Annotated in this window: 22 protein-coding genes; 10 read left to right on the plus strand and 12 right to left on the minus strand. The window is 54.9% G+C overall.

The genetic code is table 11. The features are described from left to right. Positions 1–451: 451 nt before the first annotated feature. The 5 genes from JDW22_RS00005 to trhP form a co-directional block, all read right to left on the minus strand. Positions 452–949: a hypothetical protein gene (locus JDW22_RS00005; protein ID WP_200520850.1), complete on the minus strand. Its 498-nt coding sequence runs from the start codon at positions 947–949 to the stop codon at positions 452–454. Positions 950–1,025: 76 nt separating this feature from the next. Beyond that, complete coding sequence (locus tag JDW22_RS00010; RefSeq protein ID WP_200520851.1) at positions 1,026–1,388, minus strand: ubiquitin family protein; 363 nt, start codon at positions 1,386–1,388, stop codon at positions 1,026–1,028. Between the two features lie 241 nt (positions 1,389–1,629). Then, positions 1,630–4,329 (minus strand): FG-GAP-like repeat-containing protein, encoded by a 2,700-nt coding sequence (locus JDW22_RS00015; protein WP_200520852.1) that lies wholly within the window; start codon positions 4,327–4,329, stop codon positions 1,630–1,632. Positions 4,330–4,720: 391 nt separating this feature from the next. Next, positions 4,721–4,909, minus strand: coding sequence for a hypothetical protein (locus tag JDW22_RS00020; RefSeq protein ID WP_040558688.1), 189 nt, complete (start codon positions 4,907–4,909; stop codon positions 4,721–4,723). Between the two features lie 28 nt (positions 4,910–4,937). Continuing rightward, positions 4,938–6,335, minus strand: coding sequence for a prephenate-dependent tRNA uridine(34) hydroxylase TrhP (trhP, locus tag JDW22_RS00025; RefSeq protein WP_200520853.1), 1,398 nt, complete (start codon positions 6,333–6,335; stop codon positions 4,938–4,940). 97 nt (positions 6,336–6,432) lie between these two features. Here trhP and JDW22_RS00030 point away from each other — a divergent pair, with 97 nt between their 5' ends. From JDW22_RS00030 to JDW22_RS00040, 3 genes are all read left to right on the plus strand, one after another. Then, entirely contained in the window at positions 6,433–6,660 is a 228-nt protein-coding gene (locus JDW22_RS00030) for a hypothetical protein (protein WP_200520854.1), read from the plus strand. 492 nt (positions 6,661–7,152) lie between these two features. After that, positions 7,153–8,013 carry a DMT family transporter gene (locus JDW22_RS00035; RefSeq protein WP_200520855.1) on the plus strand — a complete coding sequence of 287 codons (861 nt, stop codon included), beginning with the start codon at positions 7,153–7,155 and terminating at the stop codon, positions 8,011–8,013. A 97-nt stretch (positions 8,014–8,110) separates the two neighbouring features. Continuing rightward, a complete protein-coding gene (locus JDW22_RS00040) occupies positions 8,111–8,533 on the plus strand; it encodes an SUKH-4 family immunity protein (RefSeq protein ID WP_200520856.1) in 423 nt (140 codons plus the stop codon). A 244-nt stretch (positions 8,534–8,777) separates the two neighbouring features. On the opposite strand, the gene JDW22_RS00045 is transcribed toward JDW22_RS00040, so the two are convergent. The 4 genes from JDW22_RS00045 to JDW22_RS00060 form a co-directional block, all read right to left on the minus strand. Further along, positions 8,778–9,194 carry a hypothetical protein gene (locus JDW22_RS00045; protein ID WP_200520857.1) on the minus strand — a complete coding sequence of 139 codons (417 nt, stop codon included), beginning with the start codon at positions 9,192–9,194 and terminating at the stop codon, positions 8,778–8,780. Positions 9,195–9,376: 182 nt separating this feature from the next. Further along, a complete protein-coding gene (locus JDW22_RS00050) occupies positions 9,377–9,733 on the minus strand; it encodes a hypothetical protein (RefSeq protein WP_200520858.1) in 357 nt (118 codons plus the stop codon). A 70-nt stretch (positions 9,734–9,803) separates the two neighbouring features. Continuing rightward, entirely contained in the window at positions 9,804–11,006 is a 1,203-nt protein-coding gene (trpB, locus tag JDW22_RS00055) for a tryptophan synthase subunit beta (RefSeq protein ID WP_200520859.1), read from the minus strand. Between the two features lie 671 nt (positions 11,007–11,677). Continuing rightward, positions 11,678–11,935 (minus strand): hypothetical protein, encoded by a 258-nt coding sequence (locus JDW22_RS00060; protein ID WP_200520860.1) that lies wholly within the window; start codon positions 11,933–11,935, stop codon positions 11,678–11,680. Positions 11,936–12,098: 163 nt separating this feature from the next. Here JDW22_RS00060 and tldD point away from each other — a divergent pair, with 163 nt between their 5' ends. Together tldD and JDW22_RS00070 are read left to right on the plus strand one after the other, a co-directional pair. Then, positions 12,099–13,544 (plus strand): metalloprotease TldD, encoded by a 1,446-nt coding sequence (tldD, locus tag JDW22_RS00065; RefSeq protein WP_200520861.1) that lies wholly within the window; start codon positions 12,099–12,101, stop codon positions 13,542–13,544. 31 nt (positions 13,545–13,575) lie between these two features. Next, positions 13,576–14,091, plus strand: coding sequence for a hypothetical protein (locus tag JDW22_RS00070; RefSeq protein WP_200520862.1), 516 nt, complete (start codon positions 13,576–13,578; stop codon positions 14,089–14,091). A 483-nt stretch (positions 14,092–14,574) separates the two neighbouring features. On the opposite strand, the gene yfaE is transcribed toward JDW22_RS00070, so the two are convergent. Continuing rightward, positions 14,575–14,859, minus strand: a complete 285-nt coding sequence (gene yfaE, locus JDW22_RS00075; protein WP_003796701.1) for a class I ribonucleotide reductase maintenance protein YfaE — start codon at positions 14,857–14,859, stop codon at positions 14,575–14,577. A gap of 394 nt (positions 14,860–15,253) precedes the next feature. Between yfaE and JDW22_RS00080 the strand changes: the two genes are divergently transcribed. The 5 genes from JDW22_RS00080 (at position 15,254) to JDW22_RS13800 (ending at position 19,335) form a co-directional block, all read left to right on the plus strand. Continuing rightward, positions 15,254–16,708 (plus strand): sodium:proton antiporter, encoded by a 1,455-nt coding sequence (locus JDW22_RS00080; RefSeq protein WP_200520863.1) that lies wholly within the window; start codon positions 15,254–15,256, stop codon positions 16,706–16,708. 216 nt (positions 16,709–16,924) lie between these two features. Next, positions 16,925–17,428, plus strand: coding sequence for a hypothetical protein (locus JDW22_RS00085; RefSeq protein ID WP_003796690.1), 504 nt, complete (start codon positions 16,925–16,927; stop codon positions 17,426–17,428). Between the two features lie 63 nt (positions 17,429–17,491). Further along, positions 17,492–18,184 carry a 16S rRNA pseudouridine(516) synthase gene (locus JDW22_RS00090; protein ID WP_200520864.1) on the plus strand — a complete coding sequence of 231 codons (693 nt, stop codon included), beginning with the start codon at positions 17,492–17,494 and terminating at the stop codon, positions 18,182–18,184. 201 nt (positions 18,185–18,385) lie between these two features. After that, positions 18,386–19,012 (plus strand): glycosyltransferase family 52, encoded by a 627-nt coding sequence (locus JDW22_RS13795; protein WP_268884198.1) that lies wholly within the window; start codon positions 18,386–18,388, stop codon positions 19,010–19,012. Beyond that, on the plus strand, positions 18,907–19,335 hold the full coding sequence (locus JDW22_RS13800; RefSeq protein WP_329610680.1) for a glycosyltransferase family 52: 429 nt from the start codon (positions 18,907–18,909) through the stop codon (positions 19,333–19,335). Before JDW22_RS13795 ends, JDW22_RS13800 begins: the two co-directional genes overlap by 106 nt. A 178-nt stretch (positions 19,336–19,513) precedes the next feature. Here JDW22_RS13800 and JDW22_RS00100 read toward each other — a convergent pair whose 3' ends face one another. After that, positions 19,514–19,708, minus strand: coding sequence for a hypothetical protein (locus JDW22_RS00100; protein ID WP_200520865.1), 195 nt, complete (start codon positions 19,706–19,708; stop codon positions 19,514–19,516). A 78-nt stretch (positions 19,709–19,786) separates the two neighbouring features. Further along, positions 19,787–21,769, minus strand: a complete 1,983-nt coding sequence (gene tkt / locus JDW22_RS00105) for a transketolase (RefSeq protein WP_200520866.1) — start codon at positions 21,767–21,769, stop codon at positions 19,787–19,789. Positions 21,770–21,776 lie beyond the last annotated feature (7 nt).

Genomic DNA, 21,776 nt, shown 5'->3' on the forward strand with positions numbered 1-21,776 from the left:
AGAGTGGGGAGTGTGGTGGGCATGGTTGGGGGTGGGGTGATGTTTTCAGGCTGCTTTTGGGGTTAGGCAGCCTGAAATAAAGTTCAGCGAAGTTCCAATGGCATTAGCCGTGCTTCGTTTGATGTTTCTGATGCGTTTACCTTTGCGCCTTATCGCGGCGCGGGCGACTTACTTTCTTTGCTTCGCCAAAGAAAGTAAGCAAAGAAAGGCGCCCCCGACGTGCAGGTCTGCTTCGCAGACTTCCCTCACTGCGCATCCTTTTTTCGGCGCGTGCGAACTAGCCGCGCTACGCGCGTCGTCGAACAAGCGCACGCTTTTTCCCGAAAAAAGGACGCTCCGTTCGGCTGGACGTAGGGGAATGGGCAGTAGTATCAACCAAACGCGATAGATTAGATATTGTCAGATATGAATGCCCCTTGTGGCACTTGAAATATACAAGGCAGCCTGAAAATTATTTGGGCTTGCGGCGGATGTTTTTATGGAAGGTGATGGTTTGCACGGGGGCGCGGGTGAGCTGTTTGGGCAGGGTGGTCAGCGCGATGATTAGGATGGTGGCGGCGTAGATGAGCAGCCATGAGCCGTTGGCGGCGCGTGCGCCTAGCCCTGTGGCGGCGGCAAGTGCGGCGCCAAACAGCCATGCTAGAAGTGTGCCGCTGCCTGCGAGATAAAGGGCGTAGTGGATTTGGCGGCGCATCATTTTTTGCTGGGCGGCGCGGGCGAGAATAAAGGCGATGATGGCGTTGAGCAGATAGATAATCAGGGCGGCAAACAGCAGTTGGCTGTCCCATGCGAGCCATTGGCGTTGTTGGTGTTGGGTGGTGTAGAGAATGGCGCGGGGATGGTTGAGCAGCAGGGCAATCAGGTCGTGCAGCGCGGTGAACAGGATGGGGGCAAGGGTGAGTGTGGCGAGGCAGAAGCGGAGGTGGGGGCGGGGTTCTTGGGTGTTCATGGTGGGTGTAGTGTGTGATGGAATGAGGCAGCCTGAAAAGTCAAATCTTGGGGGTAAACAGCGTTTTCAGGCTGCCTTAAATATCAAACGAACGAAATTCAAATTGATAGCTGCCATCGGTTTGGCGATTGTATTCGGCAAGCAGATAAAACGGGTAGTTTTGCTCATCCAGCACCACGCATTCAATCAAATAATCGCCGTCCACTTCGTCAATCGTTAAATAGGGGTCGCCGTTTAAATTGCTGTTGATTTTGGTTTCGGCAAATAGGTGCAGCGTGGCTTTGTTGCCAACAAAATCAAGCTGTTCGTCCCATTCGCGCACGACGTTGGTGGACAAGCCGTAGTGGCGTGCTAATTTGGGCAGGTCATTATTGCGGTAGGCGGTTAAAAAAGCGGCGCATTCTTGGTAGATGCGGTGGCGCAGGGCAAGGGTGGGCATGGTTGGTTTCTCAATTGAATGGTGGTTGAGGCAGCCTGAAAAGGGTGTTGGTTAGGCTGAACTGTGTTTCAGGCTGCCGTTAGCATGGTGCGTGATTCGAGGGACAGACGTAGTTGCGCGATAGGCAGCCTGAAAAGGAGTTTGGCGGCGTTCGCTAAACGGTGCGTGGCAAAGCCACACGCTTTACAATGGGGCAAACCTACGGCGGTAAACCTACGGCGATAAACCCACGGCGGTAAACCTATGGTTGCTCCACCCGATGATAACGCCCCGTTTCCAGTTCCATCTCTTGCGCTTTGCCGTGTCCGCACCATTGGATTTGGATGCGGATTTTTTTGTCTTTCAGGCTGCCTAATCCAAATAGGATGCGGCGGTCGCTTTGCGCGGCAAGCCCGTTGTTGGCATAGACTTCGCGGGCGATGGGCGGCTGGTTTTCGGGATAGGCGACAACTTTGCTGTGGTAGGCGTTGCGGGCGCAGGTTTTGCCGTTGCCCACCAAATCCAGCCCCAGCCATGCGGCGGGTTGGCTGTCGTTGCGATAGAGGGTGGGGCGCGCGGTCATGTGGGTTACCAGCAGGTCGGGGTCGCCGTCGTTGTCAAAATCGGCGTGTATCATGCCGCGCGATGTGCCTGTGTAGTCTGCGCCTGCTTGTTTGGCGACATCAATAAAGTAGTCGCCTTGGTTGAGATAGAGCCTATTGGCTTCGTTGCCAAACACGCAGCGTCCGCGCACGTCTGCCCAGCGGTCGGCGTAGCCGTGCACATCGGGGTTGGTGAGGGCGATTTGGGCGTTCCAATACCAATAATCGGGGCAGCGGGCTTCTTTTTTGTCGTAGGCATCGTCTGCCATGCCGTTGGCTTGCGCCATGTCTAGCTTGCCGTCGCGGTTGAAGTCGGCGTAGGTTGCGCCCCAGCCAAAGCGTTGTTCGTTGAGCGCGTTGCGTTTGGCGGCTTGGTCTTGGAACATGGCGGCATCGGCTTGCCCTGCTTGGCTTTGGTTTACCCACAGCAGGCTGCCTTCGGCTTGCAGTTTTTCGTGCACATTGGAAACGTGAATATCGGGCTTGCCATCGCCTGTTACATCGCCGATGGTGGCGTTCATGCCTTTGTAGGTGTCGCGCCCGATGCTGCCGACAAATGCGCCGCGAATGGCTTGGAAGCCTTTGCCTTGGCGGTTGATGTAAAGCTCGTCTGGGCCAAAGTCGTTGGCGATGTATAGGTCGGGGTAGCCGTCAGCGTTTAGGTCGCCCGCGCCAATCGCCATTGTCCAATGCTTGCCTTGCAAGCCGCTTTGGGCGGCGGGGACGAGCTGGAATGTGCCGTTGCCCATGTTTTGATAGAGCCAGTTTTCATCGGCGTTGTCGGCGTTGTGCCACGAGCGGTGCATCACGTTAAACATCCGTCTATCGCCTGCGTATTGCGGTTTAGGCAGCCTGAAAATGTTGTAGGGCTGGGGGGTGTCGTAGTCGGGCAGATAGCGTTGCATCACATTGCCGATGATGATGTCGTCCAGCCCGTCTTGGTTGTAGTCCAGCACGTTGGCAGCGGTGCTGATTTGATAGGGGGCGATGCCCGCTTGCTCGGCGATGGAAGTGAAGTCGAGTTTGCCTGTTTGCGCCAACTCGTTGCGCAGCAGAATGCCTTTGCCAAAGCCTACGCCCAGCAGCAAGTCTTGGTCGCCGTCGTTGTCAAAATCCAGCCATGTGGCAGAAGCAATCAGCCCGTGGGTTTCAGGCTGCCTGCGGTTGGCATCCAGCTGCGGCAGGGGGAATTTTTCAAATTGGAAATTGCCTTTGTTGATGTATAACTGGGCGCGGTCGGCTCCGGCTTTAAGCGGCTGGGTGAGAAAAATATCGGGCAAACCGTCTTGGTTTACATCCGCCACCGCGCCTGCGTCGCCCACCGAAAGCAGCCATTTGGCAACGTGGCGCATTTGCGGGTCGGTGCGCTCCAAAATATCACCTTGCGCGCCTGTTAAGCCGCTTTGGCTGGCGGGGATTTGCACGAGCTTAAAGCCGATGTCTTGGCTGTCTGCAAAGGAATGGCTGGCTTTATACGCGCCAATGCCCGCCGCGCCGATGATGGCGATGGCTAAGGCAGCCTGAAAATGGGTTTGGATGGCGTTGCGCCAGTTGATTTGCTGGCGCGTTTGCCAGAAAAGGTAAATGCCGCGCAGGGTGAAATAGGCAAAGCCTGCGTAGAATAGGGTGGAGAATTGTTGGAATTTGTGCAGGGCTAAATCCACCAACACAATCATCGCCGCCATGCCAATTTGCCCTTTTTTGCTGCTGGGCGACGTGGGCGGGTCGGGTAGCATAAAGAACACGAACAGATAAAACGCAGGCGAAGTGAACGCGCCCATAAACAGCGTTTCGGCGGGGATGTGGTGGCGCAGAATATAGGCGCGCAAGCCCACTTGGGCGGCGTAGAACAGCAAAAACGAGCCAATCAGCCATGCGCGATGGATGTTCACGCGCACCAGCATGATGGCGGCGGTGGCAACAAAAAAGGCAACCACACCCGAGCCACCCCATTGATAGGCGGGCGATGGCGTTACCATGCCGCCACCAAAAAACAGCGCGGCAACAATGCCAAACAGCGAAGGGTTGTAAATATGCTTGCCGTTTACTGTAAACAAATATTTGGACGCGATGGCGAAAAACGGCGGCAGCAGCGCAAACCAAATGCCATGCGCGAAATTGGTGAGCATGGAAAGGCTGGTGCCTGTAATCGCCGCGCTCAGCGGAAACAGCGGCGTGGAGCGGCGCAGGATGGTGTGCAGGGTTAAATCGGTGAGCACGGAGGTGGCAACGATGGCGGCGATTTGCCACGGGCTGCGGTTGAAGCCCCAAAACAGGATGCCGAACGCGAGAAAGGTGAGTTGCAAGCCGAGCACCGCCCAGCGCGGGTCTTGGCGGGATGGGATTTTGGGGAAAGGCATGGTGTGGGTTTGTGAATGAGAATGTGGGATAAGGCAGCCTGAAAATAGGTTTGGGGCTGGTTAGCGAAAGGGCGGATTTTATACTAGGGGTGGGAGTGGGGCAAAGGGCTGTGGGGTGGTTTTCAGGCTGCTTTGGGTGGGGTAAAGGCAGCCTGAAAAGGGTCGTGATGGAGCGTCGGCGGCTCGCCGACATTTGTATGGGGTAGCGTCCTAAAAAGTATGCTGCACTGCTGTTCCTTCCTCCGCTGGCGGGGGAAGGCTAGGATGAGGGTGGTAGGTTAAACAGCCACCCCCCACCCTAACCCTCCCCCGCCAGCGGGAGAGGGAACAGATTGCGTAGTTTTTAACCAGTACTGCTTGCTATCAATAAATAGTCAAGCCAGCATTCTTTTTAGGGCACCATCTTGTATGGATGCAATGGGTTGGCACGCATTACAGGCGCGGGCGCGATGGTGGGCAGCCTGAAATAGTTATGCGCGTGGGGTGCAGGGGCTTGCCCCTGCTCGTGGTAGGCGGCGAAACGCCTGCTCTGGCAAAATATTGGCGTGCTAAAAGGCAGCCTGAAACGGTATTTATCCATTTTCAGGCTGCCTTTTGCTGCGCTATGCTTATCCGCCGCAGCCACTCGTTGCCACGGATACGCTGCCATCACTCTGAATCACCCTTGCCACCAACGCTTTCTCTCGCCCCTGCATATTGGGAATCTGCACCTGAATGCCGTTGCCCGCCGCCACGTCCACAAACTCGTTTTTGCGTTTCATTTGGTCTAACACGATGAGTTGATTGCCGCGTGGATGGATGATTTCCAGCGTGTCGCCCAGCGCAAAGCGGTTTTTCACGTCTATGGTTGCCCAGCCATCGGCATCTACATCGCGGATTTGGCCGACAAACTGGCTCTGCTTGGCGATGGAGTGGCCGTAGAGGTAGTTTTGGTATTCCTGCGTTTGGTGGCGTTCCAAAAAGCCGCTGGTGTAGCCGCGGTTGGCCAGCCCTTCCAATTCCGCCAGCAGGCTGTAATCAAACGGCTTGCCAGCCACCGCATCGTCAATCGCCTTGCGATACGCCTGCGCCACGCGGGCAACGTAGTAAACCGATTTGGTGCGCCCTTCCACTTTCAGGCTGTCCACGCCGATTTCCGCCAGCTTCGCCACTTGCTCAATCGCGCGCAAGTCTTTGGAATTCATAATGTATGTGCCGTGTTCGTCTTCCATAATCGGCATGAGTTCGCCGGGGCGGTTGCTCTCTTCAATCAGGAAGACTTTGTTGGCGGCGGGGTGGCGTTGCTGCCCGTTGATGCCTTCAAAGGCGGCGTTGGCTTCTTCTTGGGCAGCCTGAAAATTGAAGCCGCTCAATGATTTCACATCGCCCATTTCGTCTTCTTCGGTGTCGTGGACTTTGTAGTCCCAGCGGCAGGAGTTGGTGCAGGTGCCTTGGTTGGGGTCGCGGTGGTTGAAGTAGCCCGAAAGCAGGCAGCGGCCGGAATAGGCGATGCACAATGCGCCGTGCACGAACACTTCCAGTTCGATATCGGGGCATTCTTGGCGGATTTCGGCGATTTCGTCCATACTCAATTCGCGCGACAGGATGATGCGTTCCACGCCGATGTTTTGCCAGAATTTCACGCCCCAATAGTTGGTGGTGTTGGCCTGCACGGACAGGTGCACGGGCATGTCGGGGTATTTGTCGCGCACTTCCATAATCAGGCCGGGGTCTGCCATGATGAGTGCGTCGGGCTTCATGGCGATGAGGGGCTGCATGTCGGCGTGGAAGGTTTTGAGTTTGCTGTTGTGCGGCAGGGTGTTCACGGTGAGGTAGAATTTTTTGCCGCGCGCGTGGGCTTCGCTGATGCCTTGTTGCAAAACGTCTAATTTGGCAAATTCGTTGTTGCGGGCGCGCAGGGAATAGCGCGGGCTGCCGGCATACACGGCATCTGCGCCGAAATCGAAGGCGGTCTGCATGCGTTCGAGGCCGCCGGCGGGGAGGAGAAGCTCGGGGGATTTTTTCATTTTGGATACTCTTGATAGTGTTGAATCAGAATGCGCTATTTTAGCGCGTTTATGGTTTTCAGGCTGCCTTTGTTGATGATGCAAAGGCAGCCTGAAAATGGGTTTAGGTTTTTGTGGCAAGTATTTGCGCTGCGAAAGGCAGCCTGAAAACGCGGTTGTTGTTAAACCCATCGGCAGCCTATGGAGCGTCGGCGGCTCGCCGACATTTTGTTTGACAACACGCGCAATGTTATTAACTGTGCCATTGGGCGATAAATTGTGGCTGTATTATGTGTTTAGCAAAGATTTTCAGGCTACCTTGGGCTGGAATACAAAGGCAGCCTGAAAATGGGTTGGTGCTTTATGGTTGGCTTTTGGCGTAGCTTTAACCATGCGTCTCATGCCGACGGGGCACTTACTTTTCTTTGCTTCGCCAAAGAAAAGTAAGTAAAAGAAAGGTGACCCCGACGTGCAGGTCTGCTTCGCAGACTTCCCTCACTCCGCATCCTTTTTTCGGCGCGTGCGAACTAGCCGCGCTTTGGGCGCCATCGAACAAGCGCACGCTTTTTCCCGAAAAAAGAATGCTGCGTTCGGCTGAACGTAGGGGAGGTGGCAGTAGCATTAAACATTTGTGATGGATTAGGCAGTCTGCGGAGCGTAGCGGAGTTGCGAAGCTAAAACCAATCTATTCAGCAAAAAACCGCATGATAGGACACCAATCGGTTTTGTTTTTTCAGGCTGTCTCAATCACCGTATTTTAGACTTTCCACTCCATCCAGCTACGCAATCCCCCCAAATTCCACTAGAATGCGCGTTTTCATTTTTCCCAAAAACTACCATGATTTACTTGTTAATCAGCATATTAGCCAGCGTTTCCGTATCCGTGTTGCTCAAAATCGCGCGGCAAAAACAAATCGGCTTGGCGCAAGCCATCGGCGTGAACTATGCGGTGGCAACGCTGCTTACCGCCGCGTTGCTAGAACCCAACTTCACCAACTGGCAACAAACCCTGCTGCCGCACGCATGGCTGTTTGGCTTGTTGGGCGTGTTGCTGCCCAGCGTGTTTGTGATTATGGGCAAGGCGGTGCAACACGCGGGGATTGTGAAATCGGATGCGGCGCAGCGGCTGTCGCTGTTTTTGCCTGTGCTGGCGGCGTTTGCGCTGTTTGGCGAAACGCTCACGCCGCATCGGGCGGTGGGCTTGCTGCTGGCGTTTGCTGCGCTGGCGTGTTTGTTGATTAAGCCGCAGAAAACGGCGGGCGCAGGCAGCCTAAAAACGCAAGCTGTTTATTTGCTCGGCGTGTGGCTGGGCTACGGCGTGATTGACATTTTGTTCAAACAGCTTTCCAAAACGGCGGGCACGGGCAGCAATTTGCTGGTGATGTTTGCGCTGGCGGGCGTGTTGATGGCGGCGTATTTGGTTGTGCAAAAAGCCCGCTGGACGCGCGCCAGCATCATCGGCGGCATTGTGTTAGGCAGCCTGAATTTTGTGAACATTTTGTTTTATTTGAAAGCCCACCGCGCATTCAGCGGCAACCCCACGCTGGTGTTTGCGGGCATGAATATGGGCGTGATTGCGCTGGGCACGCTGGTGGGCGCGGGCGTGTTTAAAGAAAAACTGAGCGCGTTGAACATCGCGGGTGTGCTGCTGGCGTTGGCGGCGGTGGGGTGCTTGTTTTATGGGGTGGGGTGGTTTTAGTTTTGCTGCTGTGTGATGGGTTTCAGGCTGCCTAATTGGGGATGAGGCGTAAAGAATGCAAAATAAAAGCAGTAAGAAATAAGATTAGAGAATTATCATGATGATAGTGAATAAGCTGAAAGGTGAGGGTTTTTCTGACGGAGAAATCCAGCTAATGCGTTCAATTAAACCTAGAACAATAATGAATATAGAGCTTGTTTATCCTAATATAGTCCATAATGAAATCATAATTGGTTATGATACATACCCAATCATTGTGAAAGCAGAGGGCATATTTATTCATGAGACATCCAATTATCGTTTCATAAATTCAAATATAAATGCTTTTTTAAGCTGTTTGAATATATATGATGAATACTGCAAAAATATTGCGTTTTATGCTAACGAAGATGAGAATACGATTATTGAAATTGTGAAAAAATATATTAACCAAATGAAAGCATGCGATTTTTACGCATTGAGTAATAAGGATTTTTACTGGTCAATAATGGCACAGCAAATGATGGATGGAAATATATAGCAAGTAGGTCGGGCATTTATGCCCGAACTTTTTAGCTCTTTTAGATAAAGTAGATATTATTTACCAAGACGAGACAGACAAAAATAGCCCCAATATTGCAATTGAAGTAACTTTGCCCGATTGACTGACTTATGATGATAAGAAAGATGTGTTGAAGGTGCGTAATCGAAATTCTACGGTCGTTTTAATTCAGGCTTAGACAAGATGGCGAGCCACAGATAGTACAAGTTACAGCAATGAATACTTATTCAATAACGATTCTGGATACTCCAACTGACATTTGATGCGCATAAAACCCTATCTCATTGTTATTTAATTTTATTTTTATTTTCATGATGTTATTATTCATTTCGGTTTCTTTTATAAGTATTTTTGCGTTTTTGTTTTTTATTTTTAATAATTTTCTCATGCTAAAATTAAAGTAACCAAAACCAAAATAACCAAAAAATGTTAAAACAATATTGGCACCTATGGCATTATTCCAATTTTTTAATTTATTTTTTGGGGGGTGTTTTAAAGTCGCGATAACATAGATTAAATAACCTTTCTCAATAGGAGACTTCCATTTACCGAAATAAATTTCTTCTATGCATACATTCTCAAGAACATCTTTTCCGTACAAATTTTCTAGATATATCCATGATGGTTGAAAAAAATTCATTTTTTCATATTCCTATTTTTATTAAGATTGCAACCTTTTGCAAAACCCACAACCGATGGAGCATCGGCGGTTCTCCGACATTTTAGTAAACCAGTAATATCATGTGTTTAATAAGCCATTTGGCGGTGAGTCGCCGCTACTCTATTTTAGTTTCAGGCTGCCATTGGGATTTTGCAAAGGTCTCAGGCTGCCTCTGTTTCATCAGGAGCTTGCCATTGCGTTCTAGGCAGAAAAAAGTAAATCGCCAGCCATGTGCCGATGGGAAAGCCCAGCAGCATCATGGCGAACACAATTTCGGAAGCCTTGCGCGACCATTCGTATTTCTGCGCCGCGCCATAGGCTAACAGCGCGTGCAGTCCAATGGGGAAAGTGCATAGAATAATCATCAGCAATAGGGTTAAAAAGCTATTGATGGGGATGGACATAAGCAGCACAAGCAGTGTAGGCGGCATAAACAGCGCGTAAAAAATGGTGCAGCCGATGTGCACGCGCTTTAAGCGTAGGTGGTTATCGCGGTAGGTGGTGTGCCATGTTTTCATTGTGTTTTTTTCTATGTTGAGGCAGCCTGAAAACCAATAACGGTTTCAGGCTGCCTGCTTGTTTGCAAAATTAAATCTCAATCCCTTTCAACTTCGCTACGGTGTTGATGTCTTTATCTCCGCGCCCTGATAGGTTCACCAAAATCACTTGGTCTTTGCCCATTTTTGGCGCGTTTTCTACTGCCCATGCCAGCGCGTGGCTGCTTTCCAGTGCAGGGATGATGCCTTCGTATAAGCATAGTAAATCAAAGGCTTGCAAGGCGGCTTCGTCGTTGGCAACGGTGTATTCCACGCGCTTGATGTCGTGCAGATGGCTGTGTTCGGGGCCGATACCAGGGTAGTCCAAGCCTGCGGATACGGAGTGCGTGCCGAGGATTTGCCCGTTGTCGTCTTGCATCAAATAACTGCGAAAGCCGTGCAGCACGCCGATGGGGGCGTGGGATGAGATGGGCGCGGCGTGGCTGGCGGTGTGGATGCCCAAGCCGCCTGCTTCTACGCCAACTAGGCGGGTTTGCGTTTCGGCGATATAGGGGTGGAACAGCCCGATGGCGTTGGAGCCGCCGCCCACGCAGGCAACGGCAACATCAGGCTGCCGCCCGATGGCTTCTTGCATTTGCGCTTGGGCTTCGCGCCCGATGACGCATTGAAAATCGCGCACCATTTCGGGATAGGGCGCGGGACCGGCGGCGGTGCCGATGATGTAGAAGGTGTCGTCCACGCGGGCAACCCATTCGCGCATGGCTTCGTTCATTGCGTCTTTAAGCGTGCGGCTGCCGCTTTCTACGCTGACGACGTTGGCGCCTAGCAGCTTCATGCGGAACACGTTGGGGGCTTGGCGGATGATGTCGTCTGCGCCCATGTAAACATGGCATTCCATGCCGAAGCGGGCGGCTACGGTGGCGCTGGCCACGCCGTGTTGCCCTGCGCCTGTTTCGGCGATGACGCGTTTTTTGCCCATGCGGCGGGCGAGCAGGGCTTGCCCGATGGTGTTGTTGATTTTGTGCGCGCCTGTGTGGTTGAGGTCTTCGCGTTTGAGCCAGATTTGCGCGCCGCCGAGATGCTTGGACAGGCGTTCGGCGTGGTAAACGGGGCTGGGGCGGCCGACGTAGTGTTTTAAGTCGCGTTCAAATTCTGCCCAAAATTGCGGGTCTTGCTTGGCGGCGGCATAGGCTTGGGCGAGTTCTTGCAGCGCGGGAATCAGCGTTTCGGCAACGTACACGCCGCCGTGTTCGCCAAAAAAGCCTTGTTCGTTGGGGGCTTGGTAGTTTTGCATGATGGTTTCCTTTGGGGGATGAGTGTTAAGAAAGTTTAACGGATGATAGCATAAGGTGGGGTTGGGTTTGGGGAGTTTTTGGGAGTGGGGGCAGCCTGAAATGGGGTGAGCTAATAGGAATATGGTTTTCAGGCTGCTTGTTGATGATTTTGTGATGGAGAGTTTAGGCTGTCTTTATTGTTGAGCGTTGCTTAAAGGTAGCTTGAAAATGGGTTGCTGCTTTGTGGTTAGCATACGATTAGTTTTAACCATGCGTCTCGTGCCGACGGGGCACTTACTTTTCTTTGCTTCGCCAAAGTGTGAACCTGTATTCATCATCCACGCGATAGCTTTCGCGTCCTAAAAACATGGCTACTGCGTTGCAAATGCTCGCAAGGTGTCCAACCTTGCTGCGCTTTGCTCCTTGTATCCATGCTTTTATGCCGCAAAATCTATTCACGCGGATAATGAATACAGGTTCAAAGCAAAAGAAAGGCGACCCCGACGTGCAGGTTTGGCTACGCCAAACTTCCCTCACTCCGCATCTTTTTTTCGGCGCGTGCGAACTAGCCGCGTTTTGCGGGTCGTCGGACAAGCGCACGCTTGTTTCCGAAAAAAGAATGTTCCGTTCGGCTGGACGTAGGGGAGGGCAGCAGCATCAAACATTTGCGATGGATTAGGCAGCCTGAAAATCAATCTATCCAGCAAAAAATCGTTTGGCTTAACATCAAGCGGGTTTGTGTTTTCAGGCTGCCTTTACGACGCCCAAAGGCAGCCTGAAAACGCTTGCCCCCCAGCAACGGTAAAGAGTGGGTATGGCGGCGATACGCCATGTTCTGTTCCAAACTACGCAAATAATTGAGGCAGCCTGAAACGCCATTATCCCGTTTTGCCGTTTCAGGCTGCCTTTGCCCAATCTGCCATTTGGGCGACAGCCGCTGCCGCTTCATTTTAGGTTTTCAGGCTGCCTTTAAAGATAAAATCATAGGCAGCCTGAAAACAGAAAAACCCCATTTCAGGCTGCCTCATCCGCCACCACAGGGCAGCCTGAAACCCGCCCTTCAATTTCCAGTATAATCCGCATCTTTATTGAATTTAGGCAGCCTGAAAACCATGCACCCCATCTCTCAAACCGTCGCGCAAAATCTGCTCCATGCCAACCATCTTTCCGCTGAAAATCTTGCTCAATCGCTCGCCCTTATCGGCGTGCGTCATGTTGATTACGCGGATATTTATTGCCAGCGCACCGCGTTTGAAAGCTGGCATTTGGATGAAGGCATTGTGAAATCAGGCAGCTACCAGATAGACCAAGGCGTAGGCGTGCGCGCCGTGTCGGGCGAAAAAACCGCCTTTGCTTACGCCGACAGCCTGAGCGCCGATGCCATCCGCCGCGCCGCCCAAGCCGTGCGCGTGATTGGCGAAGCGGGCAACACCGCGCCCGTGCGCGTGCCAGCGCAGGTTTCAGGCTGCCCCAACGCATACGGCGCGCTCAACCCGATTGCCACGCTGGACTCGCCGCAAAAAGTTGCCCTGCTGCAAAAAGTAGAAACGCTTGCCCGCGCCGCCGACCCGCGCATCGTGCAAGTGATGGCGGGGCTAACCTGCGAACACGACATGATCTACATCGCGCGGCTAGACGGCAAACACGCCGCCGACATCCGCCCACTGGTGCGATTAAGTCTCACCGTGATTGCCAAACAAGGCGAACGGCGCGAACAAGGCAGCGCAGGCGGCGGCGGACGCTTTGATTTGGCGTATTTTGACGACGCGAAAATCCAAGAATATGTGAACCACGCCGTGCAACAAGCGCTCACCAATCTGGAATCCCGCCCCGCCCCCGCCGGCGCGATGACCGTCGTGCTCGGCAGCGGCTGGCCGGGCATTTTGCTGCACGAAGCCGTGGGGCACGGTTTGGAAGGCGATTTCAACCGCAAGCAAACCAGCGCGTTTTCAGGGCTCATCGGGCAGCGCGTCGCCGCCAAAGGCGTAACCGTAATCGACCAAGGCAACATCGCCGAGCGACGAGGCAGCCTGAATATCGACGACGAGGGCAACGAAACGCGCCGCACCGTGTTGATTGAAGACGGCATCCTCACCGGCTATATGCAAGACGAAACCAACGCGCGGCTAATGGGCGCAAGCCCCACGGGCAACGGACGGCGCGAAAGCTATTCATCCGCCCCCATGCCGCGCATGACCAACACCTTTATGGAAAACGGCACGCACGAAGCCGAGGAAATCATCGCCAGTATCCAAAAAGGCATTTACGCGGTGAACTTTGGCGGCGGGCAAGTGGACATCACCAGCGGCAAATTCGTCTTCTCCGCCAGCGAAGCATGGTGGGTAGAAAACGGCAAATTACAATACCCCGTGAAAGGCGCAACCATCATCGGCAACGGGCCCGAAGTGCTCAAACACGTTTCCATGATAGGCAACGACAGCCGCCTAGACACAGGCATCGGCGTGTGCGGCAAGGACGGGCAAAGCGTGCCCGTGGGCGTGGGGCAGCCCACGCTGCGGATTGACGCGGGGCTCACGGTGGGCGGCAGCGAGGCGTAGTGGAACAAGGCGGGCAATCGTGTGAACAAGGTTGCCCGCCGTTTTTCAGGCTGCCTCGGATGTCGCACCCAACCCCAAAGGCAGCCTGAAAACCACGCCCAACCCAATCCACCGAAAGCTAACCATGCCCAAACTCAACCTTGCCCACATCCACCTGCACCAGCAACCCGACGGCACGCGGGAAATCTGCGTCGCCCCCGAGTATCTTGCCCACGGTACGCAAGCCGCCGCCTATTACCAAGCCCGCGACACCACCCCCGTTGCCCTGCGCATCACCACCGCCTTTCTGCCGTTTGAGCAGCGGCAGCCTGAAAACCAAAGCGCCGAAAACCTAAATTTCGCCGCGCTCGCCCATTGCCCCGCGCTGCAACGCCTGTCGTTCAGCGAATACCGCGCCCGCCAATACAGCAACCTTGCCGCGCTCTACGCCCTGCGCCACCTCACCCATCTCACCCTGCCGCACCAATCCCAGCCCAAAATCGACCTCGCCCAATTCCCCAACTGCGCGAACTCAGCTGTGCAGGCAAAGGCAACGCGCACAACCTAAGCCAAGCCGCATCGCTGCAACGGCTGTATCTGTTTTCGTTTAAAGACAAAGACCTCAGCGCGTTAGGCAGCCTGAAAAACCTGCAACAGCTCACCCTTATCCGGCCCGCCATAGAAACGCTGAACGGCTTAACCGAGTTACTGCAATTGGAAACGCTGGATATTGCCTACGCCCGCAAGCTGCACGACATCAGCGCGTTGCAGCAATGCCCGTGGCTCAAATCGGTTGCGCTGCCCGCCAAGTTTCAAGGGTGAGCCCTATCCTTGCCCGCTTAATTGATACGCGATTGATACGCGCACAGGCAGCCTGAAAAACAAAACCGTTTGGTGTGCGCCAAACGGTTTTTTGTAGGATAGATTTGGGTTTCAGGCAAAGAAAGTAAGTCGCCTGCGCCGCGATAAGGCGCAAAGGCAAACCCATCAGAAATGCCAGACGAAGCACAATCAACACCATTCGAGCTTTACAAAATTTCGTTTCGGCTGCCTATTCTCCACCCTTACCATCCGCCTCATCCGCCCGCAAACAACACGCCACCGCCACATCCGATTCCAACACGCAACAACACGCCAAAACCTCCCCCTCGGCAATAAACGCCATCGGCATCTCCCGATACGACACCCGCCCCGCCAGCAGCTTCACCCTGCACGAGCCGCAATAGCCGCTGCGGCATTGGTATTCCACCGCATGGTTCGTGCGCTCCAAGCCCGCCAGCAGCGACTCGTCGGGCAATAATTCAAATTCCGCATCCAGCGTGGTAACTTTAAACATAACGGCAGCCTGAAAAGCAAAAGCGCGAATTATAAGAGAAAACGCCGCCCGCTGTTTTCAGGCTGCCGCAACTTTCAGGCTGCCGCATCGCGCCGCCGTTCCCCCGCCCGCCGCAACATTTCTTAACCCAATCCAAAAAATCCCCACAAAAAGATGACTTTTCGTAAATAATTTTTTACAATCCAGCTGTCTCAACAAAGGCGGCTTTTCAGGCTGCCTTATTCGTTTTACTCCTTTCTGCGTTTCCCCCACGCGGTAAACCCTTGCTCCACCCCCGTTTGCCGCGTTAGATTTTTCATGAATCGGCACAACCGAATCACGCGAAAATCCGCCACACGCCCCGCTTCACGAGCAAACAAGCCGCGCGTACCGCAGCACTCCATACAGGAAAACCATGAAACCCATCCAAATCATCTCGCCCCTGCTTGCGCTGATTGCGCCCGCCCTCGCCCAAGCCGCCGAATTTAACGCCGCCGAGCTTAGCCTCGCATGGGGCATCCCCTTCGCCCTTATCCTGCTTTCCATCGCCCTTGGGCCCTTGTTTTTCGCCAACATCTGGCATCACCACTTCGGCAAAATCACCCTCGGCTGGACGCTATTGTTCCTTATCCCGTTCACGCTCACCTTCGGCGGCAGCCAAAGCCTGCACCTGATTGCCCACGCCCTTATCGGCGAATACATCCCCTTTATCCTGCTGCTGCTCGCCTTATACACCATCTCGGGCGGCATCCTCGTGTGGGGCAATTTGCACGGCTCCGCCAAGCTCAACACCCTTCTGCTCGCCATCGGCACCGCCCTTGCCTCCATCATGGGCACCACAGGCGCAGCCATGCTGATGATACGCCCGCTGCTCAAAGCCAACGACAACCGCAAGCATAATGTGCACGTTGTCATCTTCTTTATCTTTCTCGTTGCCAACATCGGCGGCGGCTTAACCCCGCTGGGCGACCCACCGCTCTTTCTTGGCTTTTTAAAAGGCGTGGACTTCGGCTGGACAGTCGTACACATGTTCCCGCCCGTGTTGATTAGCACCATCGTGCTGCTCACCGTGTTCTACATCCTAGACAGCCGCTACTTTGCCCGAGCCGATGAAATCCTGCCCAAAGACCCCACCCCCGACAGCCATTTTCAGGCTGCCTTCCCCGCGGTGGACGGCATCAAAATCTACGGCAAAATCAACTTCTTGCTGTTAGCAGGCGTGATTGGCGCGGTGTTGTTATCAGGGCTATGGAAGCCCGAATCACACGGCTTTGAAATCCTTGGCGCGCACCTAGAACCGCAAAACATGGCGCGCGATGCCATCCTGATTGTGCTTGCCCTGATTTCGCTGTGGGTAACGCCCAAGCAAGTGCGTGCGGGCAACGAGTTCAATTTTGACCCCATCGCTGAAGTCGCCAAACTGTTTGCAGGCATTTTCATTACCATCTCCCCCGTGCTCGCCATGCTGCAAGCGGGCGAAAAAGGCGCATTTTCAGGCGTGATTTCGCTGGTGCACGATGCCGCAGGCAAGCCCATCAACGCCATGTATTTTTGGATGAGCGGCATGCTATCGGGCTTCTTGGACAACGCCCCCACCTACCTCGTATTCTTTAACATGGCAGGCGGCGACCCACACGAGCTGATGCGCGGTGAGCTGTTTCACACGCTGCTGGCGATTTCCATGGGCTCGGTGTTTATGGGCGCACTCAGCTACATCGGCAACGCGCCCAACTTTATGGTGAAAGCCATCGCCGAGCAGCGCAAAGTCAAAATGCCCAGCTTCTTTGGCTACATGACTTGGTCGTTTGGCATTTTGATTCCGCTGTTTATCCTGCATACACTGGTGTTTTTTGTGTTCCAGATTTTCTAAGCGGAAAAGGCAGCCTGAAAACCGGTGTTATGGGTTTTCAGACTGCCTTGCTTTGACGGGGGATGGTGGCGGAAGCCGAATTTATACGGTATTGCAGCCCGTCCGTCGTATCCGAATCATCCAACGCGCCAACAACGGGCTGCCTTTGCATAGACAAATCTGTCTTTCAGGCTGCCCACCGCCCAGCAAAGGCAGCCTGAAAACATCGGAGCAGCCATGGAAACAGAACTCAAACTGTATTACCGGTGCGGTGTTACGGCTTTATTGCAGTTGGCAATACTGGCGGCTTTGCTGTATTACGCCAACCACACCCTTCTCCGTTTTGATGCCGGCACAGGGCAGGCGGGCAAATGGCGGGAATATCTGCAACTGTTCCTTGTAGACGCACTGCTTGCCTGCCCGCTGATATTCCGTCTGTCCATGCTGCTTGACCGCCGTCCGCAAATCATTATCAGTGCGGACGGTATCCGCAGCCGCAACGGAAAAAATGCGGTATGGCGCGATGTCGGCTATTTGGGCAATATCCGTATAGGGCGGACAAGATACGGCACATGGCTGGATTTGTCTGTCGGCACGCAGGAGATGACGTTTCCGTTGAACCACCTGCGCTGCGACACCGACCAACTGGAAACCCTCGTCCGCGCCCTTGCCGCCGAACCCCAACGCATACGCCGCGTCCAAATCATCCAACGCGCCAACAGTGGGCAGCCGCCGGTGTAAACCAATGTTTTCAGGCTGCTCCGGCAAATAAAGGCAGCCTGAAAACCCAATCGGAAACCATTTATGAATATCATCAAATATCTGCAAGCCCAAGGCATAGACACCCGCAAAGGCTGCCAATGGCTCGTCAAACACCAACTCGTGCAAATCAACGGCGCCACCATCGCCAGCGACAAAGCCGAAGTGCAGCCTGAAAACGTCCGCAGCCTAACCATAGAAGGCGAAGACGCGCTCATCATCCCGCTGCCGCATTTCTACATCCTGCTCAACAAACCCGCCGACTACGAAGTCTCCCACAAACCGCGCGACTACCCCAGCGTGTTCACCCTGCTGCCCGACCAAATCCGTGCCGCCGACATCCAAGCCATCGGGCGGCTGGATGCCGGCACCACAGGCGTGCTGCTCATCACCAACGACGGGCAATTCAACCACCGCATGACCAGCCCCAAACACAAAGTCGCCAAAATCTACCGCATCACGCTCAAACACCCGGCCAGCGACACCCTATGCAGCAGCCTGAAAAACGGCGTATTGCTGCACGACGACAACGAAACCGTTGCCGCGCAAGAAGCCATCTTGCAAACCCCCACCACCCTGCTGATGACCATCACCGAAGGCAAATACCACCAAGTCAAACGCATGATAGCCGCCGCTGGCAACCGCGTTGCCCAGCTCCACCGCCAGCAGTTTGGCGACTGGGACACCCAAGATTTAGCCGCAGGCGAATGGCGGTTTATCCAGCCCGATAACGCATAGCGCACACCCCAAAGGCAGCCTGAAAACCAAAAATGGAGCGTCGGCGGCTTGCCGACAAATGCCAAAGCATCGCCAATCAGCACAGCCAAACCGCTGCCCAATCCAAAAGGCAGCCTGAAACGCACTAATTCACACAGCCCAAGCCACAAACCCCACTTCAGGCTGCCCCATCTCCTCCGCCCATTCATCCCACCTCACACCATGCCCAACCTCTTCATCTGCCTCACCCCCCTGCAAGCCCTCATCGCCCAAGCGCTCATCCGCCAAACCGCCCAACCTGCCGACCTGCTGATGGTGTGCTACCCCGAAGCCGACAACGCCAAATTCCAGCATTATTACCAACAAACCGCCGCCCAATGCCGCCGCAGCCGCTACCACATCGTCCCCCGCCGCCCGTGGCAACGCGCTTTCGCCCTACCGCGCCTGCTTGACGGGCTAGACAGCCGTTACCACACGCTTTACGCCGCCAGTATCGACAACGCCAACGTGCAATACCCCGCCAGCCGCCTGACATTCGACCGCCTTGAAACCTTCGACGACGGCACAGGCAATCTCTACCCGCAAAGCCTCCTCTACCAAAACGACAGCCCCAAGCGCCGCCTGCTCAACGCCCTGCGCGGCATCAGATGCACCACCCAAAGCCTGCGTCGCCTCAGCCGCCTGCACCACACGCTGTACCCCAACCTACCCAACATCGCCGCCCCCACCCGTCCCCTGCAACTGTGGCAAGGCAGCCTGAAATCCAGCCCAGCCCCGCCCCAACCGCCCCCATTCACATCCTGCTCGGGCAGCCGCTCTACCTCGAAGCCCCGCGCAACACCGCCCTGATGCAACGCATCGCCGAGCGCTTCCCCATCACCCACTATTTCCCCCACCCGCGCGAACACCACCCCATCCCCAATCTCAACTACATCCGCACCCCGCTCATCTTTGAAGACTGGCTGCTGCAACACATCCGCCAACAGCCGCACACCCCCGTCCACATCTATCATCTGGCCAGCACCGCCGCGTTCAACGTCAGCCGGTTCCCCAACGTCTGCATCCACAGCATCCGCCCGCCGGATGAACTGTTCCGCCGCCCTAGCTACGCGCATCTCTACCGCCTTATGCCTCAGCTCGGCATGGAAATCATCGATTTGGAGGCAGCCTGAAACCCCTTTCTCGTTTCAGGCTGCCATTGCCCGTTCTGCCCGCACAGGCGTTTCGCCGCCTACCACGAGCAGGGGCAAGCCCCTGCACCCCGTGCACAGCATCCGCCATTTTCAGGCTGCCCATAACGCATCGCCACGCCAACAAAAAAGCAGCCTGAAACCCCATTTCAGGCTGCCGCTACCGTCGGCAAAACGCCAAAGCATCTGCCGCGCATTCACGAATATCCTCATCCGCCGAACGCAGCGAAATCATCAAGCCCGCCACCGGCGAAGGGTCGGCAAACGCCATCGCCGCCTGCCTAACCCAATAGCGCACGCTATCAGACAACGGCTGATGTCGGCACAAAAAAGCAAGCGCTTTGGTTTGGTTCATCGCACTTCCAATCGTTCAAAAGATAAAAGGCAGCCTGAAAATCCGTTTCAGGCTGCCTATTCAACATTCAACCACGGCTTACAGCACCGCTTTCACCGCCGCCACCACATTGTCCACGGTAAAGCCGAACAGCTTAAACAGCTCGTCTGCCGGCGCAGATTCGCCGAATCTGTCCAAGCCCACCACCTTGCCGTTCAGCCCCACATATTTATACCAGCCGTCCGACACGCCCGCTTCCACCGCCACTTTGGGCAAATCGGCAGGCAGCACCGCCGCGCGATACGCCGCAGGCTGGCGGTCAAACACATTGGTGCACGGCATAGAAACCACGCTAACCGCAATGCCTTGTTCTGCTAACGCTTTTTGTGCGTTCAACGCCAATTCCACTTCCGAGCCGGTGGCGATAATCACCGCCTGCGCTTTGCCCGCCGCCTCTTGTATCACATAGCCGCCGCGACAAATTTTGTCGAGGGTGTCTGTGCTGCGCGGGATATAGGGCAGGTTTTGGCGGCTGAAAATCAGGCAGCTGGGGTGGTCGGACGCTTTCACTGCTTCCGCCCACGCAATCAGGCTTTCGGCGGTGTCGCAAGGCCGCCAAACGTCCATGTTCGGAATCAGGCGCAGCGTAGCGGTTTGCTCAACGGGTTGGTGCGTCGGGCCGTCCTCGCCTAAGCCGATGCTGTCATGCGTGAACACAAACACAGGGTTGATTTTCATCAACGCCGCCATGCGCAAAGCGTTGCGTGCATATTCGCTGAACATCAGAAACGTTGCGCCAAACGGTTTCACACCGCCGTGCAGCGCCATGCCGTTCATCATCGCCGCCATGCCGAATTCGCGCACGCCGTAGTGGATATAGTTGCCACCGCCGTTTTTCGTTACCGAAACGCTGCCTGACCAATCGGTGAGGTTGGACGGGGTTAAATCCGCCGAGCCGCCCACCAGTTCGGGCAACACTTTCGCCAGCACTTCAATGCTGTTTTGGCTGGCTTTGCGCGTGGCGATTTTTTCGGCTTTTTGCGCGATTTCGCTGAGGGCGGCATCAATGGCGCGGTCAAAGTTTTCAGGCAGCCTGCCTGCCATGCGGCGCGCAAATTCCGCCGCCAATTCAGGGTATTGCGTTTGGTAGTCGGCGAACAGCGTGTTCCACTCGGCTTCCAGTTTTTCGCCTTTTTGTGTGGCATCCCAAGCGGCGTATACCTCGGCGGGGATGTTAAACGGCGCGTGCGGCCAGCCCAAATGTTGGCGCGTGGCGGCGATTTCTTCCGCGCCCAACGGTGCGCCGTGGGTTTTGTGGCTGCCCTCTTTGGTTGCCGCGCCTTTGCCAATCAGCGTTTTGCAGCAGATGATGGAGGGTTTGCCCGTTTCGGCTTGCGCGGCGGCGATGGCGGCGCGGATGGCATCGGGGTTATGCCCGTCCACATTGGGCACAACGTGCCAGCCGTAGCTTTCAAAGCGTTGCGGGATGTTTTCGGTGAACCAGCCGTCCACTTTGCCGTCGATGGAAATATTGTTGTCGTCATACAAAACAATCAGTTTGCCCAAGCCCAGCGTGCCCGCCAGCGAGGCGGCTTCGTGCGAAATGCCTTCCATCAGGCAGCCGTCGCCAAGGAACACATAGGTGTGGTGGTTCACAATCGGGAAGCCGTCGCGGTTGAATTCGGCAGCGAGCAATTTTTCCGCCAAAGCCATGCCCACCGCGTTGGCGATGCCTTGCCCCAGCGGGCCGGTGGTGGTTTCCACGCCGTCGGTGTAGCCGTATTCGGGATGGCCGGGGGTTTTGCTGTGCAGTTGGCGAAAGTTTTTCAAATCGTCGGTGGAAAGGTTGTAGCCGCTCAAATGTAGCAGGCTATACAGCAGCGCGGAGGCGTGTCCGTTGGACAGCACAAAGCGGTCGCGGTTGGCGAATTTCGGATTTTTGGGGTTGTGGCGCAGAAATTCGCGCCAGAGCACGTCTGCCATGTCTGCCATGCCCATGGGCGCACCGGGGTGTCCGGAATTGGCGGCTTGAACGGTGTCCATGGAAAGAAAACGCAGCGCGTTGGCGGTTTGTGTGGCCATGACTTTT

It is taken from the genome of Kingella bonacorsii, assembly GCF_016623605.1.
Lineage (GTDB): Bacteria > Pseudomonadota > Gammaproteobacteria > Burkholderiales > Neisseriaceae > Kingella_B > Kingella_B oralis.

Excerpts from the sequence above, each read along its gene's own strand:
- JDW22_RS00080 (WP_200520863.1), top strand. The coding sequence starts at position 15,254 with ATGAAACCCATCCAAATCATCTCGCCCCTGCTTGCGCTGATTGCGCCC.
- JDW22_RS00015 (WP_200520852.1), bottom strand. The coding sequence starts at position 4,329 with ATGCCTTTCCCCAAAATCCCATCCCGCCAAGACCCGCGCTGGGCGGTG.
- JDW22_RS00050 (WP_200520858.1), bottom strand. The coding sequence starts at position 9,733 with ATGAAAACATGGCACACCACCTACCGCGATAACCACCTACGCTTAAAG.
- JDW22_RS00005 (WP_200520850.1), bottom strand. The coding sequence starts at position 949 with ATGAACACCCAAGAACCCCGCCCCCACCTCCGCTTCTGCCTCGCCACA.
- JDW22_RS00020 (WP_040558688.1), bottom strand. The coding sequence starts at position 4,909 with ATGGATAAATACCGTTTCAGGCTGCCTTTTAGCACGCCAATATTTTGC.
- tldD (WP_200520861.1), top strand. The coding sequence starts at position 12,099 with ATGCACCCCATCTCTCAAACCGTCGCGCAAAATCTGCTCCATGCCAAC.
- JDW22_RS00060 (WP_200520860.1), bottom strand. The coding sequence starts at position 11,935 with ATGAAGCGGCAGCGGCTGTCGCCCAAATGGCAGATTGGGCAAAGGCAG.
- JDW22_RS00040 (WP_200520856.1), top strand. The coding sequence starts at position 8,111 with ATGATGATAGTGAATAAGCTGAAAGGTGAGGGTTTTTCTGACGGAGAA.
- tkt (WP_200520866.1), bottom strand. The coding sequence starts at position 21,769 with ATGGCCACACAAACCGCCAACGCGCTGCGTTTTCTTTCCATGGACACC.
- JDW22_RS13795 (WP_268884198.1), top strand. The coding sequence starts at position 18,386 with ATGCCCAACCTCTTCATCTGCCTCACCCCCCTGCAAGCCCTCATCGCC.
- JDW22_RS00045 (WP_200520857.1), bottom strand. The coding sequence starts at position 9,194 with ATGAATTTTTTTCAACCATCATGGATATATCTAGAAAATTTGTACGGA.
- JDW22_RS00090 (WP_200520864.1), top strand. The coding sequence starts at position 17,492 with ATGAATATCATCAAATATCTGCAAGCCCAAGGCATAGACACCCGCAAA.
- trpB (WP_200520859.1), bottom strand. The coding sequence starts at position 11,006 with ATGCAAAACTACCAAGCCCCCAACGAACAAGGCTTTTTTGGCGAACAC.
- yfaE (WP_003796701.1), bottom strand. The coding sequence starts at position 14,859 with ATGTTTAAAGTTACCACGCTGGATGCGGAATTTGAATTATTGCCCGAC.
- trhP (WP_200520853.1), bottom strand. The coding sequence starts at position 6,335 with ATGAAAAAATCCCCCGAGCTTCTCCTCCCCGCCGGCGGCCTCGAACGC.
- JDW22_RS00035 (WP_200520855.1), top strand. The coding sequence starts at position 7,153 with ATGATTTACTTGTTAATCAGCATATTAGCCAGCGTTTCCGTATCCGTG.
- JDW22_RS00085 (WP_003796690.1), top strand. The coding sequence starts at position 16,925 with ATGGAAACAGAACTCAAACTGTATTACCGGTGCGGTGTTACGGCTTTA.
- JDW22_RS00030 (WP_200520854.1), top strand. The coding sequence starts at position 6,433 with ATGGGTTTAGGTTTTTGTGGCAAGTATTTGCGCTGCGAAAGGCAGCCT.
- JDW22_RS00010 (WP_200520851.1), bottom strand. The coding sequence starts at position 1,388 with ATGCCCACCCTTGCCCTGCGCCACCGCATCTACCAAGAATGCGCCGCT.
- JDW22_RS00100 (WP_200520865.1), bottom strand. The coding sequence starts at position 19,708 with ATGAACCAAACCAAAGCGCTTGCTTTTTTGTGCCGACATCAGCCGTTG.